Genomic DNA, 14,733 nt, shown 5'->3' on the forward strand with positions numbered 1-14,733 from the left:
GTTCCGGTGGGGGCGCCGGCCGGGGCCCTCGCCGAACCGGCTGGCCGCGTCTGCCCTGCCTTCCACGCCTGCAGGCGCTGGCCGCCAGTCTCCTAGCCGCCGTTCTTCCCGCTCAAGCGCGTGCGCCGCTGCTATGATGAAATGGGGACGGGAGCGAGGGGCGGTGGGGCCAAGCCCGGCGCGCGTCCCGGCGCGCGAGGGGGGAGCGGGTGCAGCAGATCATCCTGATTCTGGCGTGTCTCGTCATCGGCATCCTGTTGCGGGCGTCGGGCCGGCTGCCGGATGGCGCCCACAAGGTGCTGGGCGGCTGGGTCATCAACGTCGCCCTGCCGGCGACGGCGCTGCATACCCTCCACGGGCTTTCCCCGTCGCCGGGCTGGTGGCTCGCCGCCGCCACCCCCTGGCTGGGGGTTCTGCTGGCGGTGCTGGTGCTGGTGCCGACGGGCCGGACGCTCGGATGGGGCCGGCAGCGCATCGGCGCCCTGCTGCTGGTGGCGGGCTGGGGCAACACGTCGTTCGTCGGCCTGCCGATGATCGTCGCATTCGCCGGCGAGCAGTGGCTGGGCCTGGGGCTGGTGATCGACCTGTTCGGCTCGTACCTTGCCCTGTCGATCCTCGGCATCGCCATCGCCACGGTGGCCAGCGCCGGCCGGTTCGATGCGCGCGCGGTGGCCTGGCGCATCGCCACCTTCCCGCCCTTCATCGCCATCCTCATCGCCTTCGCCACCAGCGACCTGCCGCGCCCGGAGTGGCTCGACCGGCTGCTGGCCACCCTGGCCGACACCCTGACCCCGCTGGCGCTGGCGGCGGTGGGGTATGCGCTGCGATTCGAGCGCCTCGGCGGGCACCTCCTGCCGCTGGCGGTCGGCCTCGGTCACCGCCTGGTTCTGGCGCCGCTGGCGCTGATGGCGCTGTACCTCGCCCTCGGGCAGGCCGGGACCGAGGTGGCCAAGGTGGCGATGCTGGAAATGGCCATGCCGCCCATGCTGGGGGCTTCCATCATCGCCCTCGAGCACGATCTCGAAACGGATCTGGTGGCGCAGATGATCGGCATCGGCGTGCCGCTTTCGCTGCTCACCGCCTGGGGCTGGTGGCAGGTGATCGGCGCCCTGTGAACGGAAGCGCGGGGGTGGAGGGCAGTGCGCCGCCTATTGCGCTGGCGCGCCCGGCGCCCCCATCATGGTGCGTCGGCGCGGCGGTTCGCGGCCGGCGGGTGGTCGCACCGCGTCCATCTCTGGCGGGGCCCACGGGGCCGGGTGTCTATCAGGGTACGGGCCATGTCGCAGGCGCCCCGGGCGGCGAAGAGGGATGAGAAGCGCGAGCTGATCGTGGACCAGCTCCGGCGGGTGCTCTCCGAGGAGATCGTCACCGGCGTGCTCGGCCCCGGCGTGAAGCTGGACGAGCAGGCCCTGGCGGATCGCTTCCAGGTGTCGCGCACGCCGGTGCGCGAGGTGCTGAGCCAGCTCTCGGTGCTGGGGCTGGTGGAGCGCCGGCCCCATCGCGGCGTGGTGGTGCTGCAGCAGTCCCAGGAGCGGCTGTTGCAGCTGTTCGAGGTGATGGCGGAACTTGAAGGCGCCTGCGCCCGTTTCGCCGCCGAACGCATGTCCGATGCCGAACGCGACCTGCTGCGGTCCCTCCACGCCCGGGCGGCGACGCTGGTGGCGGCCGAGGATGCGACCGCCTATGACGAGCTGAACAGCCAGTTCCACCAGGTGATCTACGACGGAACCCACAACCCGGCGCTGGTGGATATGGCGCTGGATGCGCGGCGGCGGGTGTTCCACTTCCGGCATGCCCAGTTCCGGATCGCCAATCGCATCCGCAACTCGCACCAGGAGCATTGCCGGGTGGTGGCCGCCATCGAGCAGGCCGATGGCCCGGCTGCCTACGAGGCGATGAAGGCGCATATCCTCACGGTGAAGGATGTCTCGGCGCAGATGGTGGCGCGGCGCCCTCTGCGCACGGTATCCTGAGCGGCGTGCCGCCCAATCCGCATGCAGATGGCGTGATCTTGGGCGGTGGCGCGCGGGTACGGGGCGCCGGGGGCGGCGGTTCCTGGGTTTTTCGTGGCATGAACTTTGCGTTCAGGATTGCATGTAATTTTGCATCCAATCTTGACTGATCGCGAAGGGAGAGGCCCCATGCAGCGCCGGGAGTTCCTGAAGTCCACGGCCATCGTTGCCCTCGGGGGCGGTCTGCTGCCGCTGACGCGGGTGCTGCCGGCGGTGGCGGCGCCGGCCGACACCATCGTCGTGGCCATGGGGGCCACCATCAATTCCCTGGACCTGCACCGCCAGGGCACCAATCGCGCCAGCTATCAGGTGGCCATCAACGCCTATGACCGGCTGGTGAAGTTCGGCACCAAGACCCTGCCGGACGGTAGCGTGAGCTATGATTCCAGCGTCATCGAGCCGGACCTGGCCGAGAGCTGGGCCGAGGCCGACGACGGCAAGTCGCTGGTGTTCAAGCTGCGGCCGAATGCGGTGTTCTCCGACGGCACGCCGGTGACCGCGCAAGACGTGAAGTGGTCGCTCGACCGCGCGGTGAGCCTTGGTGGCTTCCCCACCACGCAGATGAAGGCCGGCCTTCTGGAAAAGCCCGAGCAGTTCGAGGTGGTGGACGACCGCACCTTCAAGATCCACCTGCTGCGCCCTTCCAAGCTGACGCTTCCCGATCTTGCGGTGCCGATCCCCTTCATCATCAATTCCAAGGTGGCCAAGGCCCACGCCACCGCTGAAGACCCCTGGGCGACCGAGTACCTGCACCGCAACGTCGCCGGTTCAGGTGCCTTCACGGTGGAACGGTGGGAGCCCGGCCAGCAGCTGGTCTATGCCCGCAACGATAAATGGACCTCCGGCACGCTGCCCCAGGCGCGGCGCGTCATCATGCGGGAAATCCCCTCCGCCGCCACCCGGCGGGCGCTGATCGAGCGCGGGGATGTGGACCTCGTCTACAATATCCCCGAAAAGGACGCCAAAGAGCTCAAGGCATCCGGCAAGGCCAAGGTGGTCTCCACCCCCATCGAGAACTGCATCTATGTGCTGGGATTGAACGACAAGTTCGAGCCCTTCAAGAACAAGAAAGTGCGCCAGGCCATCGCCTATGCGGTGCCCTACGAGGCGATTTTCAAGGCCGCTGCCTATGACACGGGCGTGCCCATGTGGGGCGGCGCCGAGGGGCCGGTGGCGAGCATCGCCTGGCCGCAGCCCTCGCCCTACCGGCTGGACCTCGACAAGGCCAAGGCGTTGATGGCGGAGGCCGGTTATGCCGACGGCTTCACCGCGCCGCTCTATATCAATCTCGACCTCGCCTCGTGGATGGAGCCCACCGCCCTGCTGATCCAGGAGAGCCTGGCCAAGATCGGTATCAAGGCGCCCATCGAGAAGATTCCCGGCGCCAACTGGCGCACCGCCGTTTCGGTGGAACGGCGTCTGGAAATGCACCTGGAGGATTTCGGCGGCTGGCTGAACTATCCGGATTATTATTTTTTCTGGGCCTACATGCCGGGCACCATTTTCAATACCTCGAACTACAACAATCCAGAGGTGGTTAAGCTGGTGAACGCCACCTTGGACATGCCGGTGAGCGACCCGGCCTATGCTCCCAATATCAAGCGGTTGATCGACATCGCCTTCGACGACATGCCGCGGGTGCCGCTGTGGCAGCCGGCCTTGTCCTCGGCCATGACGCCCAAGATCGGCGGCTATGAATACTGGTTCCACCGCCAGCCCGACGCGCGGCCGCTGACCAAGTCCTGATCCGGTCCTGATCTGGTCCCTTAGGCCCGCGCACCGTGTCTGCGGCGCGCGGGCGGAACCCGTGCGGTCCCGCTTCCAGGGTGGCGCCGCGGACACATGGAGCGTGGCGATGACGTCATCCCGGGGCACGATCGTCCTCAAGCGCCTGGCGCAGGCGATTCCGACGCTGTTCGGCGTCGTTGTGGTCACCTTCATCCTCACCCGGGCGCTGCCGGGCGATCCGGCCGCCTATTTCGCGGGGCCGGCCGCAACCCCCGAATCCATCGCCCAGGTGCGCGCGGCGCTGGGGCTGGACCAGCCGTTGCCGACCCAGTTCGTGCGCTATCTCCAGGATCTCGCCGGCGGCAACCTCGGGGCCTCCATCTCCACTGGCCAGACCGTGCTGTCGGATGTGCTCACCCGCCTGCCGGCGTCGCTGGAGCTGACCCTGTCGGCGCTGGCGCTGTCGCTGCTCATCGCGGTGCCGCTCGGCGTGCTGGCGGCGACGCGACGGGACACCGCCATCGATCACCTGTGCCGGGTGGTGGTGACGGCGGGGGTGTCGCTGCCGGTGTTCTTCACCGGCCTGGCCTTGGTCTATGTGTTCTATTACCAGCTCGGCGTGGCGCCGGCTCCGGTCGGGCGGCTCGATTTCGCCTATCTGTCGCCGCCCCCGGTCACCGGCTTCTTCGTGCTCGACGCGCTGCTGGCGGGCGATCCGGAAACCGCCGGCGCCGCCCTCGGCCAGCTGCTGTTGCCGGCGGTGACGCTGGCCATCTTCACCTTGGCGCCGCTGGCGCGCATGACGCGGGCGGCGATGCTCCAGGTGCTCGCCAGCGACTTCATCCGCACCGCGCGGGCGGCCGGCCTGTCGCGGCGGCAGATCCTGGTCAGCTATGCGTTCCGCAATGCCCTGCTGCCGGTGATCACCACCCTCGGCATGGTGTTCTCGTTCGCGCTCGGCGCCAATGTGCTGGTGGAGAAGGTGTTCGCCTGGCCCGGCATCGGCTCCTACGCGGTCGAGGCGCTGGTGGTTTCCGACTATGCCGCCGTGCAAGGCTTCGTCCTGGTGATGGCGATCCTGTTCGTCGTGATCAACCTGCTGATCGACCTGTCCTACACGCTGATCGACCCGCGGGTCGGCTTCGACGGATGAGCGCCATGACCGCACCACGCCCCCTGATGCCCGCCGCCGCCCCGCCCGCCGTCTTGCCCGCTGGCGGGGGCTTCGTCCGCCATATGCTGTATGTCTTGCGGGCCAATCCCATGACCCTCGTCGGCTTCGTGCTGCTGGCGCTGCTGCTGGTGGCGGCGGTGCTGGGGCCATCCATCGTGCCGCATGATCCGCTGGCCACCAATGCCGCCAACGCCCTGCAGCCGCCCGGCTGGCGCCACTGGTTCGGCACCGACGACCTGGGCCGCGACGTGTTCTCCCGGGTGGTGGTGGCAACCCGGCTCGATCTCGTCATCTCGGTGGCGGCGGTGGCGCTGTCGTTCGCCGCCGGCTCGGTGCTGGGCTCCCTCGCCGGCTTCCACGGGGGCTGGACCGACCGCATCGTCTCGCGCGCGCTCGACACGGTGATGGCGTTTCCGCTGTTCGTGCTGGCCATGGGCATCGTGGCGGCGCTGGGCAATTCGGTGGGCAACATCGTGCTCGCCACCGCCATCGTGAACCTGCCCTTTTATGCCCGCCTCAGCCGCACCGAGGTGAACATCCGCCGCGATGCCGGCTTCGTGCAGGCGGCGCGATTGTCCGGCAATTCCGACCTGCGCATCCTCGCCACCCAGATCTTCCCCAACGCCCTGCCGCCCATGATGGTTCAGATCTCGCTCAACCTCGGCTGGGCGATCCTGAACGCGGCGGGGCTGTCGTTCATCGGTCTCGGGGTGCGTCCGCCGACCCCGGAGTGGGGCATCATGGTGGCCGAGGGCGCGCGCTTCATCGTCTCGGGCGAGTGGTGGCTGGCGCTGTTCCCGGGGGCGGCCCTGATGCTGGCGGTGTTCACCTTCAACATGCTCGGCGACGGCCTGCGGGACATCGTCGATCCGCGCCAGCGCAGCTGAGGAGAGACCCCATGACCGCTTTCGTGGACGTGCGCGACCTCAGCGTCGATTTCCACACCCGCAACGGGGTGGTGCACGCGGTGCGGAACGTCAGCTTCACGCTGGAAAAAGGGCGAACGCTGGGCATCGTCGGCGAATCCGGCTCCGGCAAGTCCGTCACCTCCTATGCGCTCATGCGGATCCTGGATGCCGCGGGGGTGATCGCCGGCGGCGACATCGGCTTCGATGGGCTGGACATCGCCAGCGCCTCCGAGCGGACCATGCGCGACCTGCGCGGGCGGGAGATCTCCATGATTTTCCAGAACCCGCGCGCCGCCCTCAATCCCATCCGCAAGGTGGGCCACCAGATCGAGGACGTGTTGCGCCAGCATGTGCAGGCGGACCGCTCAAACGCGCGCCAGAAGGCCATCGAGGCGCTGGCGGACGTGCGCATCAACACGCCGGCGGAACGCTATCATTCCTATCCGTTCGAGCTCTCCGGCGGCATGTGCCAGCGTGTGGTCATCGCCCTGGCGCTGGCCTGCCGGCCACAGCTGCTGATCGCCGACGAGCCCACCACCGGGCTCGACGTGACCACCCAGAAGGCGGTGATGGACCTGGTGGCGGAGCTGACGCGGGAACGCGGCATGGCCATGATCCTCATCACCCACGATCTCGGCCTGGCCGCCGCCTATTGCGACGATCTGATCGTGATGAAGGACGGGGAAGTGGTGGAATCCGCCCCCGCCGCAGAGCTGTTCCGCAATCCCCGCCACGCTTATACGCGCAAGCTGCTCAAGGCGACGCCGCGCGCCTCCGCCAGCGTGCGCGACCTGCTGCCGGAGGATGCCGCTCCTTCGCCTGCCCTTGCGCCTGACTTTGCGCCTGCCCTTGCGCCTGCCCTTGCGCCTGCCCCGGCGCCTGCCCCCGCGTCGTCGGCGTCTCCTGCGCCCGCCGCCGCTCCCGCGCCGTTGCTGGAGGTGACGGGGCTGGTGAAGGAATATCCGCTGAAATCGGCGCGCGGTGGCGTGTTTCGCGCCGTGGGCGGCATCTCCTTCACCGTCGGGCGGGGCGAGAGCGTGGGGCTGGTGGGGGAGTCGGGCTGCGGCAAGTCCACCACCTCGGCCATGGTGATGCGCCTGACGGACCCCTCATCCGGAACCATCCGCTTCGACGGCGTCGATGTCGGCGCCATTCCCGCCGCGAAGTTCGCGCGCTCGCCCTATCGCGGCCGCCTGCAGATGGTGTTCCAGGACGCCACCGACAGCCTCAATCCGCGTTTCACCGCCCGCCGCTCCATTGCCGATCCGCTGTTGCGCCTCGGCGCCCGCGACGGCGGGGTGCGCCGCGGGGTGGCGCTCCACGCGCGGGTGGAGGAGCTGGCGGCCCTGTGCGGGCTGCCGCCGCACCTGTTGGACCGCTTTCCGCACCAATTGTCCGGCGGCCAGAAGGCGCGCGTCGGCATCGCCCGGGCCATCGCCGTGTCGCCCGACCTTCTGGTGCTGGACGAGCCGACGGCGGCGCTCGATGTCTCGGTTCAGGCGGTGGTGCTCAACCTCCTGGTGGACCTCAAGGAAAAGCTTGGCATGAGCTATCTGTTCGTGTCCCACGACCTGGCGGTGGTGAAGCTGCTGTGCGACCGCGTCATCGTCATGAAGGCCGGCGAGATCGTGGAGCAGGGGCCGTGCGCGCAGGTGCTCGGGGCGCCGGCCCATGCCTATACGCGGGCGCTGCTCGCCGCCATTCCCCACCCGCCGCTTTGAGGGTGGGGGGCGGCGCGGCCGCTCAGAGCGGCGCGGTGGCGCGCACCAGCCAAGCGAGCTCGTCGCCGCTGAGATGCGGCGACAGCGCCTGCCGCACCAGGCGGTGATAGGCGTCGATGGCGCCCCGCTCGGCCACCGTGACGAGGCTGAGGTCGATCAGCTTGCGGTCGTAGGGCACCAGGGTGAGCGTGGTGAAGCCGAGGCAGGGCTTCTCCGCGCCCGGCACCGAGCGCGGCTCCACCAGCACCAGGTTCTCGATGCGGATGCCGTAGGCGCCGGTCTTGTAGTAACCCGGCTCGTTGGAGAGAATCATGCCCTCGGCCAGCGGCACGTGGCCGAGCTGCGAGATGCGCGCCGGCCCCTCGTGCACCGACAGCCCGGCGCCCACGCCATGCCCGGTGCCATGGTCGAAATCGAGCCCGGCCGCCCACAGGAACTGGCGCGCCAGCGGGTCGAGCTGGGCGCCGGTGATGCCCTTGGGGAATACCGCGAGGGTGAGGGCCAGGTGGCCCTTGAGCACCAGCGTATAGCGCGCCCGCATGTCCTCGCTGGGCATGCCCACCGCCAGGGTGCGGGTGATGTCGGTGGTGCCGTCCGGATACTGGGCGCCCGAATCGAGCAGGAACAGCTCGTGCGGGTGAAGGGTGCGGTTGGTGGCGCGGGTCACCCGGTAATGCACGATGGCACCGTTCTCCCCGGCCCCGGCGATGGTGGGGAAAGAGATGTCCGACAGCTCGCCGGTGTCGCGCCGGAACGTCTCCAGCGCCTCCACGGCATCGATCTCGGTGAGCTTGCCGGTGGCGGACTCAAACTCGAACCAGGCGAGGAAGCGCGCCAGCGCCACCGCGTCGCGCACATGGGCGGCGCGCATGCCGGCGATCTCCGCCGGGTTCTTGCAGGCCTTGAGCAGGGCGATCGGGTCCGCGCCCTTGCTGGCGACGCCACCAGCGGCCTCGATGACCTGGACGAGACGCACCGGCGCGGTCGCCTGATCCACGCGGAAGGTCTGGCCGGCGGCGAGGGTGGCGAGGGTGGCTTCGAGGTCCGCCGCGCCGTGGATGTGGGCATGGGGCCCGAGCGCCTCGCGCACCGCCCGGGAGAGCTTGGCATGCTCGACGAACAGATGCGGCAGACCGGTGGCGGGCACCACGCACCAGGCCAGGGGCAGCGGCGTATGGGCCACGTCGGCGCCACGGATGTTGAACAGCCAAGCGGTGCCGTGGGGGTCGGAAATGAGCGCGCCGTCGAGCCGCTGCTCGGTCAACGCCGCCTGCACCCGGCGCAGCTTGGAGCCGGTGTCCTCGCCGGCGATGGCGAGGTCCAGCAGGCGCACGGGGGCGCGGGGCGGCGCCGGCCGGTCGCGCCAGATGGCGTCGAAGGGGTCGTCCGCGAGGCCCGCCAGGATGCCGCCCGCCGCCGCCACCGCCTTGGCGAGGCGGTCGCGCCCGTCGAGCGTGGTGCGCCAGGGATCGAAGCCCAGGCTCGCCCCCTTGGGCAGGTGGGTCTCGATCCAGGCTTCGGGCTTCAACTGCGACAGCGGCACCACCGTGTAGGCGTCGGTGTCCACCTGCGCGGGCGCCTGCAGCGTGTAGCGGCCGTCCACGAACAGGGCGGCCTTGTCGGCGAGCACGACCAGCAGGCCGGCCGAGCCGGTGAAGCCGGTGAGCCAGGCGAGCCGCTCCTCGCAGGCGGGCACATATTCGTTCTGATGGGCGTCGGCGCGGGGCACCACATAGCCGTCGAGACCGCGCCGGGCGAGCTCGGCGCGCAGATCCGCCAGCCGGCCGGGGCCGGCGGCGCCATCGGCGAGATCCTCGAAGCTTTGGAAGACGGCTTTGAAAACGCGGGGAGTCTGATGATGAACGGTCATGGCAAGAGCGCGCAGCACTGAGGATCGAGGATCGATGCCCTAGCCTAGGAGCCCGGCGGCCGGTCCGCAACGCGGGCGTTGCGGCGCGGGGGCATGGTCCGCTCCGACGCTCGCCGATCGCGGGAGCGCCGGCCCGTGGCGGCTCAGGGAGCGCCGTGCCGCCCATGGGCGAGGATCGCCACGGCCACCGCCGGGGCGCAGTCGGCGGCACCGGCGGCCAGCGTGTCGTTCCCGGCGAGGAGCCGCCCGGCGTCGAGATAGGGCCGCCCGGCGCGGGCGGCGAGCGCTGCGGCCAGGAAGCGGCCCACGCCCGCGCCGACCAGCGGCACCGCCGGTGGCACGCCGTGGGCGCTCAGCACCAGGGCCAGGGCGCCGTGCAGGCGCTGCAGCTGCAGCTCGGCGGCATAGGCGGCCAGGGCTTCCGCCTCGGCCAGCGCGCAGGGACCGAGGTCGCGGCCCACCATGCGCAGCAGCCGCCGGGCGCTGGCTTCCCGGGTCTTGGCCCCGCCATCGGCGGTGGGGTGCAGGTCGGCGTGGTCGGGCAGCTCGCCGGTCAGCCGGTGCACGTCGGCGGTGGTGGCGAAATATTCCATCATGAGAGGCACATGGGCGCCTCGGAACGGCAGTGTGGGGCCGAGCGCCATCACCGGCGTGCGCGCCGCGCCGCAATAGAGAAGCTCCCCGGAAACCATCCGCTCTGCATCTGTGTAGCCGCGACACTTTATTTGTTGGCCGGCAAAATATAGCAGGTCGGAGGTCGTTGAGCCGATGTCCACCAGCACGCCGGCCGGCTGGCGCAGGGCCAAAGCGGCGGCGGTGGCATGCCAGTTGGCGGAGGCGATGGTGTCGGCGTGGGCGCGGGCGGCAGCCTGCGGCACGAAGCCGTCCGGTCCGGCATAGAAGCGCGTTTCCGGTCCCAGGCGCTGGGCCAGCGCGGCGGCGAGGCCGACAACGCCGGTGGCGCGATCCGGCCACAGGTCCGTCAGCTCGCCGGTCATGGTGACCACACAGGGGGCGGCGGGCGCCGGCGGCAGGCTGGCGATGGCGGCATCGAGCCGGTCAAGGCCCTGCCACAGGGCGCAGGGCGCCAGGTCGACGGCGACGAGCCGGCCGGTGGCGTCCAGCACCGCCCGCTTCAGGTGGGCGCCGCCCACGTCCCAGCCGAGCAGCAGGTGGCTGGTGGTCATCGCAGGTCCAATTCGACCGGGGTCGCGGGCGGCAGGTGGGGCATGGCGGGCAGCCGCCCGTCGCGGATGAACTCGGGCAGGAAGGCGGCCGGATTCACCGCCAGCGCCGGATGCAGCCCGGCATAGGAGGTGGTGATGCGCGGGTTCACTTCCACCACCACCGGCCCGGCCTCGGTCAGGAGGATGTCGATGCCGATGATGCCGGACAGGCCGGGAATGGCCGCCACCACTGCCTGGGCGAGGCGCGACAGGCGGTCGTCCCCGGGCAGGGCGCCCACCGTGAGGCCGGACAGGGCGAGCGCGCCGTCGGTGGTGGTGAGGTGCTGGCGGTTGACGGTGAGCACCGTCGCCCCCTCCGGCCGCACCAGCACCGAGAGGCTGGCGGGGAGGCCGGCGACAAACGGCTGAATGACGAGGCCGCGCGCGCGGGGGGCCAGGGCGGGGCTGGCCCAGTGGCGGGTGTCGTCGCAGCCGGCGCCGTCGTCCGGCTTGGTGACCACCGGCCCGGTGAGCTCCGGCGGCGGTGCGTCGGCGGGAAAGGTGGGGATGTGCGGCAGCGCCAGGGCGCCGAGGCGGCGGGCGGTGGCGAGCTTGCTGGCGCACAGCTCCACCGCCGCGACCTCGCAGGCGACCACGTGCGCGCAGCGCTCGCGCGTCAGGCGCACCAGCCGCGCCAGCAGGCCATCGGTTTCCGGCGCCACCGGCCAGACCACGTCGGCCGTGGCGGCCAGCTCCGCCCAGACGGTCCAGGGGTCGTCGCTGGGCCCCACCGGGACCGAGGACTCGCGGGGCGCCGGCAGGCGGTCGTCATGGGCCAGCAGCAGGGCGCCGACGCCGGGCAGGGCCTCGACATCGGCGATCAGCGCGTCCCGCATGCGCGTGCCCTCGGGCACCAGGGTTGCCGGCAGGTCCCGCCCGCGCAGCCCCCCGGCGGTGACGAACTCGCAGACGAACACGCGCATGGGAACTCCTTCAGGCCGGCACCGTCCGTGCGGCGCACAGATGGGCCGCCAGGGGTTCCGCCATATTCCGGCCGGTGGCGTCGTACAAGCCGCGCCAGGCGGGCATGGAATTCACCTCCAGCACCAGGAGGCGTCCGTCGTTGCCGGAAATGATGTCGACGCCGGCATAATCGGCGCCCACCGCTGCCGCCGCGCGCACCGCGAGGTCGGCCAGCACCCCTTCGGCCGCCACCGGCACGCCGACCGCGCCCTGGTGGATGTTGGTGATCCAGGACGTGCCGCGCCGGGCCATGGCCGCCACCGCCGCGCCGCCCACCACGAACACGCGGAAATCCTCGTGCAGGGTGCCATCCGGGTCGTCGGGGCCGGTGGCGGCATGGGGCGTGGAGACGAAGTCCTGGAGGTAGTAGACGCTGCCCACATCGGCTTCCGCCGGCAGGGCGCCGCCGCGCGGCACGCGGGCAAGGCCCCGCCCCTGGGCACCGAACATGGGCTTCAGCACGCTGTCGCCGGGGGCCGCGTCCACCAGCATCTGGGCATCGGCGCGTGTCTCCAGCACCACGGTGCGGGGGGTGGGCAGGCCGGCGCGGGCCATGAGGAAGGTGGTGGCGCTCTTGTCCACGCAGCGCTCGATGGCGCGGGCGCTGTTCATCACCGGCACGCCGAGCGCGTGCAGCGCGTGCAGCACGCCAAGGCGCAGCGTCACCTGCTCCAGCGTGCCGTTGGGCACGGATCGCACGAAGCAGGCGGCCGGCAGCTCGTCGCCGAAGCCGGGCAGCAGCAGCCCGTGGGCGGTGCCGCCGACGGCAAAGCCGCAGCTGCGCAGGGACACCACCTGCGCCCGGCGGCCCTGGGCGGCGACGGCGGCGAGCAGCGAGCGGGTGTGCCAGTCCACCCGCTCGGCGAAGATGACGAGATCCGACACGGGGCGGCCTCAGGCTCCGAACGAGCGGGCGATGAGCACCGGGTCGAAGCCGCCGGCGGTGAAGCTCACGCCGTGGTCGAGGGCCGTCACCGTCACCCGCGCCGGGGAGAACAGCAGCGGGTCCACTTTGTAGAAGTCGCAGTCGTAGCCGGCGAACACCTCGCCGAACGGCCGCCCGTAGTCGCGCGAGGCGGAGGAGGGCAGGCGCCGGGCCAGGTCCTGGGCCGCCTCGGCATCGCCACGCACATAGAGCTGGACATCGCCGCCATAGAGGACGGCGTCGTTGGTGCGGCCCATGGCGGTGAGGAAGTCGGGGGAGGGCGGTGCCACCGGCGCGCTGCCGACGCCGTCGACGATGTGCTCCAGCGGGAAGTGGATAGCATGCGCCTTGTGCAGCGCCACTTCCAGCACCCGGGCGACGATCTGCACCGTGCCGGCCAGCGACGAGGTGGGGGTGAGGATGAGGGTGACGCGTTCCGGCGCCACGTTGGAGCGGGCGGCGATCTCCGCCACCACGGCTTCTGGCGGCACCACGCCGGTTTCCAGCACCAGGGCGGTGTCGACGCTGTCCTCGCGGAAGCCGAGCTCGCCATAGAGCTCCTCCACCGCCGCCACGGCGCGGCCGGGACCGGAGCCGAGGGCGAAGAAGTCGCCGGATGCCAGACTCCAGCCGGCATACTGGCTGCCGAGGCAGGCCAGCACCGGATTGGAGGTGGACACCGACACCAGCGTGCCCCAGGGCGAGAAGCGGGTGGAGGGCACCAGCGCCACCGCGCCGAGGCCGCCAAGGCAGATTTCGGCGATGCGCCGCCCGGCTTCCAGCCCGCCGGGGACGGCGATGCCGGCATCGACGATGCGCGCGCCGAGCGGCCCCTCGGACACGGCGATGCGCAGGGCGTCGGCGTCGGCGATCAGCGCCTCCACCAGGGGGCGCACGCTGGCGGCGAGGCTGGGCCGGCGCGGCGCGGCCGCAGGGGCGGGGGGGGTGTGCAGGGTCATGGCCGTTCCCATTCGAGACTTGCGCGCTGGACGTGCGCTGTGGCGCCGGCGAAACGGGCATCCGCGCCATCCGCGCGAATGCGCGCCACCCACCGGGGCGGAGAAAAGGGGCGCCGCCGACCCGCCGCCGGGGCAGCGCGCATGCGGAGCGGACGCCCGGGCCTCAGGCCTTGAGGGTGCGGGCGAGGGCGAACACGGTCTTGAGATCGATGAAGAGCGGCGTGGTGGTGTCGCGCATCTGCTTCAGAATCTCGTGCTGCACCGCGTACTTCAGATTGCCGATGGCCAGCGCGCCGATGCCCACCCCGTGCGGCAGCACGGCGGCGGCGTCGTGGGCGCCGATGCCGGCGATGCCGGCGGGGGGCACCGCGTTCACGTCGGCCGCGACCACGAGCTGCTCGGCGGCCTGCAGATGGGCGGGGGTGAGGATCTCCACCCCGGCCTTGCCGGTGGCGAGAATGACTTCCGCGTCGGGCACGAGCTTGGCTTTCTCGGCATCGGTGGCGGCCGCCGCGCATTTCAGCGTCACGCCGAAGCGGGCCTTGAAGTCCGCCGCCTTCACCTCCACCAGCTCGATCTCGCGATGGCTGACCAGAGTCACGTCGGCGCCGGCCTCCGCCGCGATGACGGCGGCGATGGAGCCGACCACGCCGGTGGCGCCGTAGATTTGCACCCGGGCGCCGGCAAGGCCGGCCGGGCGCGCGGCCAGCAGCGCCCGTTCCACCTTGGCGATCATCGCGGCGGCGGTGGTGAAGGAGCCGGCCGGGTCCGGAAAGATGGAAATCTCGAACGGCGGGAAGATGGCGGCGCGGGCTTCCGCCGCCATGTCGAGGGCGAGGGCGGCATCCTTGCCGCCGATGAACAGCCCGGTGCGCGGCGCCGCCACCGGCGGGCGCGAGAACATCATGTCCTGGGTCAGGTCCCGCACCTCGGCCAGGCCGACCCGGGAATAGGGGGCGATGACGCCATAGCCGGCGTCCACCGCCATGTTGACGTCGAACGGGCTCACGTGCGCGAGCGGGGTGATGATGTGCAGGATGGGGGCGGATTCCGCCATGGGCGCAGCTCCGTGCAGAAGGGAAACATTAGCGGGTGGCTGCGCTGGAAACCGGCGGGACGCGGCGACCGGCGGGCACCTCGCCCACCTGGGCGGCTCCCGCTTGACCCTGCTCGTCCCTCGGACCCGGCGCCGCGGTTGTTTCCCCGCACGCAATCGAGACGGCTAGACTTTTGACTGAACCTTGCCG

The 14,733-nt window shown here is 71.0% G+C and carries 12 protein-coding genes; 6 read left to right on the forward strand and 6 right to left on the reverse strand.

Annotated elements, in window-relative coordinates:
- The first annotated feature begins 209 nt into the window (after positions 1-209).
- The 6 genes from V5F53_RS17455 (at position 210) to V5F53_RS17480 (ending at position 7,543) form a co-directional block, all read left to right on the forward strand.
- Positions 210-1,115: an AEC family transporter gene (locus tag V5F53_RS17455; protein ID WP_393996126.1), complete on the forward strand. Its 906-nt coding sequence runs from the start codon at positions 210-212 to the stop codon at positions 1,113-1,115.
- A 162-nt stretch (positions 1,116-1,277) separates the two neighbouring features.
- Positions 1,278-1,973 (forward strand): GntR family transcriptional regulator, encoded by a 696-nt coding sequence (locus tag V5F53_RS17460; RefSeq protein ID WP_393996125.1) that lies wholly within the window; start codon positions 1,278-1,280, stop codon positions 1,971-1,973.
- 168 nt (positions 1,974-2,141) lie between these two features.
- Positions 2,142-3,758, forward strand: a complete 1,617-nt coding sequence (locus V5F53_RS17465) for an ABC transporter substrate-binding protein (protein WP_393996124.1) — start codon at positions 2,142-2,144, stop codon at positions 3,756-3,758.
- A 109-nt stretch (positions 3,759-3,867) separates the two neighbouring features.
- Entirely contained in the window at positions 3,868-4,893 is a 1,026-nt protein-coding gene (locus V5F53_RS17470) for an ABC transporter permease (RefSeq protein WP_393996123.1), read from the forward strand.
- Complete coding sequence (locus V5F53_RS17475) at positions 4,890-5,801, forward strand: ABC transporter permease (RefSeq protein WP_393996122.1); 912 nt, start codon at positions 4,890-4,892, stop codon at positions 5,799-5,801. The genes V5F53_RS17470 and V5F53_RS17475 overlap by 4 nt, the downstream gene beginning before the upstream one ends.
- Positions 5,802-5,812: 11 nt before the next feature.
- Positions 5,813-7,543 (forward strand): dipeptide ABC transporter ATP-binding protein, encoded by a 1,731-nt coding sequence (locus V5F53_RS17480; protein WP_393996121.1) that lies wholly within the window; start codon positions 5,813-5,815, stop codon positions 7,541-7,543.
- 22 nt (positions 7,544-7,565) lie between these two features.
- Here V5F53_RS17480 and V5F53_RS17485 read toward each other — a convergent pair whose 3' ends face one another.
- From V5F53_RS17485 to V5F53_RS17510, 6 genes are all read right to left on the reverse strand, one after another.
- A complete protein-coding gene (locus V5F53_RS17485) occupies positions 7,566-9,413 on the reverse strand; it encodes an aminopeptidase P family protein (RefSeq protein ID WP_393996120.1) in 1,848 nt (615 codons plus the stop codon).
- A 143-nt stretch (positions 9,414-9,556) separates the two neighbouring features.
- The gene (locus V5F53_RS17490; protein ID WP_393996119.1) at positions 9,557-10,600 is read right to left on the reverse strand and encodes a hydantoinase/oxoprolinase family protein; all 1,044 of its coding nucleotides are present in this window, start codon (positions 10,598-10,600) and stop codon (positions 9,557-9,559) included.
- The gene (locus V5F53_RS17495; RefSeq protein ID WP_393996118.1) at positions 10,597-11,562 is read right to left on the reverse strand and encodes an ATP-grasp domain-containing protein; all 966 of its coding nucleotides are present in this window, start codon (positions 11,560-11,562) and stop codon (positions 10,597-10,599) included. Before V5F53_RS17495 ends, V5F53_RS17490 begins: the two co-directional genes overlap by 4 nt.
- A 10-nt stretch (positions 11,563-11,572) precedes the next feature.
- Positions 11,573-12,487 (reverse strand): RimK family alpha-L-glutamate ligase, encoded by a 915-nt coding sequence (locus V5F53_RS17500; RefSeq protein WP_393996117.1) that lies wholly within the window; start codon positions 12,485-12,487, stop codon positions 11,573-11,575.
- Positions 12,488-12,496: 9 nt separating this feature from the next.
- Complete coding sequence (mch, locus tag V5F53_RS17505; RefSeq protein ID WP_393996116.1) at positions 12,497-13,486, reverse strand: methenyltetrahydromethanopterin cyclohydrolase; 990 nt, start codon at positions 13,484-13,486, stop codon at positions 12,497-12,499.
- Between the two features lie 163 nt (positions 13,487-13,649).
- Entirely contained in the window at positions 13,650-14,543 is an 894-nt protein-coding gene (locus V5F53_RS17510; RefSeq protein WP_393996115.1) for a methylene-tetrahydromethanopterin dehydrogenase N-terminal domain-containing protein, read from the reverse strand.
- Positions 14,544-14,733 lie beyond the last annotated feature (190 nt).

This window comes from Xanthobacter cornucopiae (genome assembly GCF_043195065.2).
Classification (GTDB): Bacteria; Pseudomonadota; Alphaproteobacteria; order Rhizobiales; family Xanthobacteraceae; genus Xanthobacter.

Coding starts and splice junctions, on each gene's coding strand:
- V5F53_RS17510 (WP_393996115.1), bottom strand. CDS start 14,543: ATGGCGGAATCCGCCCCCATCCTGCACATCATCACCCCGCTCGCGCAC.
- V5F53_RS17465 (WP_393996124.1), top strand. CDS start 2,142: ATGCAGCGCCGGGAGTTCCTGAAGTCCACGGCCATCGTTGCCCTCGGG.
- V5F53_RS17475 (WP_393996122.1), top strand. CDS start 4,890: ATGAGCGCCATGACCGCACCACGCCCCCTGATGCCCGCCGCCGCCCCG.
- V5F53_RS17485 (WP_393996120.1), bottom strand. CDS start 9,413: ATGACCGTTCATCATCAGACTCCCCGCGTTTTCAAAGCCGTCTTCCAA.
- V5F53_RS17490 (WP_393996119.1), bottom strand. CDS start 10,600: ATGACCACCAGCCACCTGCTGCTCGGCTGGGACGTGGGCGGCGCCCAC.
- V5F53_RS17460 (WP_393996125.1), top strand. CDS start 1,278: ATGTCGCAGGCGCCCCGGGCGGCGAAGAGGGATGAGAAGCGCGAGCTG.
- V5F53_RS17495 (WP_393996118.1), bottom strand. CDS start 11,562: ATGCGCGTGTTCGTCTGCGAGTTCGTCACCGCCGGGGGGCTGCGCGGG.
- V5F53_RS17480 (WP_393996121.1), top strand. CDS start 5,813: ATGACCGCTTTCGTGGACGTGCGCGACCTCAGCGTCGATTTCCACACC.
- V5F53_RS17470 (WP_393996123.1), top strand. CDS start 3,868: ATGACGTCATCCCGGGGCACGATCGTCCTCAAGCGCCTGGCGCAGGCG.
- mch (WP_393996116.1), bottom strand. CDS start 13,486: ATGACCCTGCACACCCCCCCCGCCCCTGCGGCCGCGCCGCGCCGGCCC.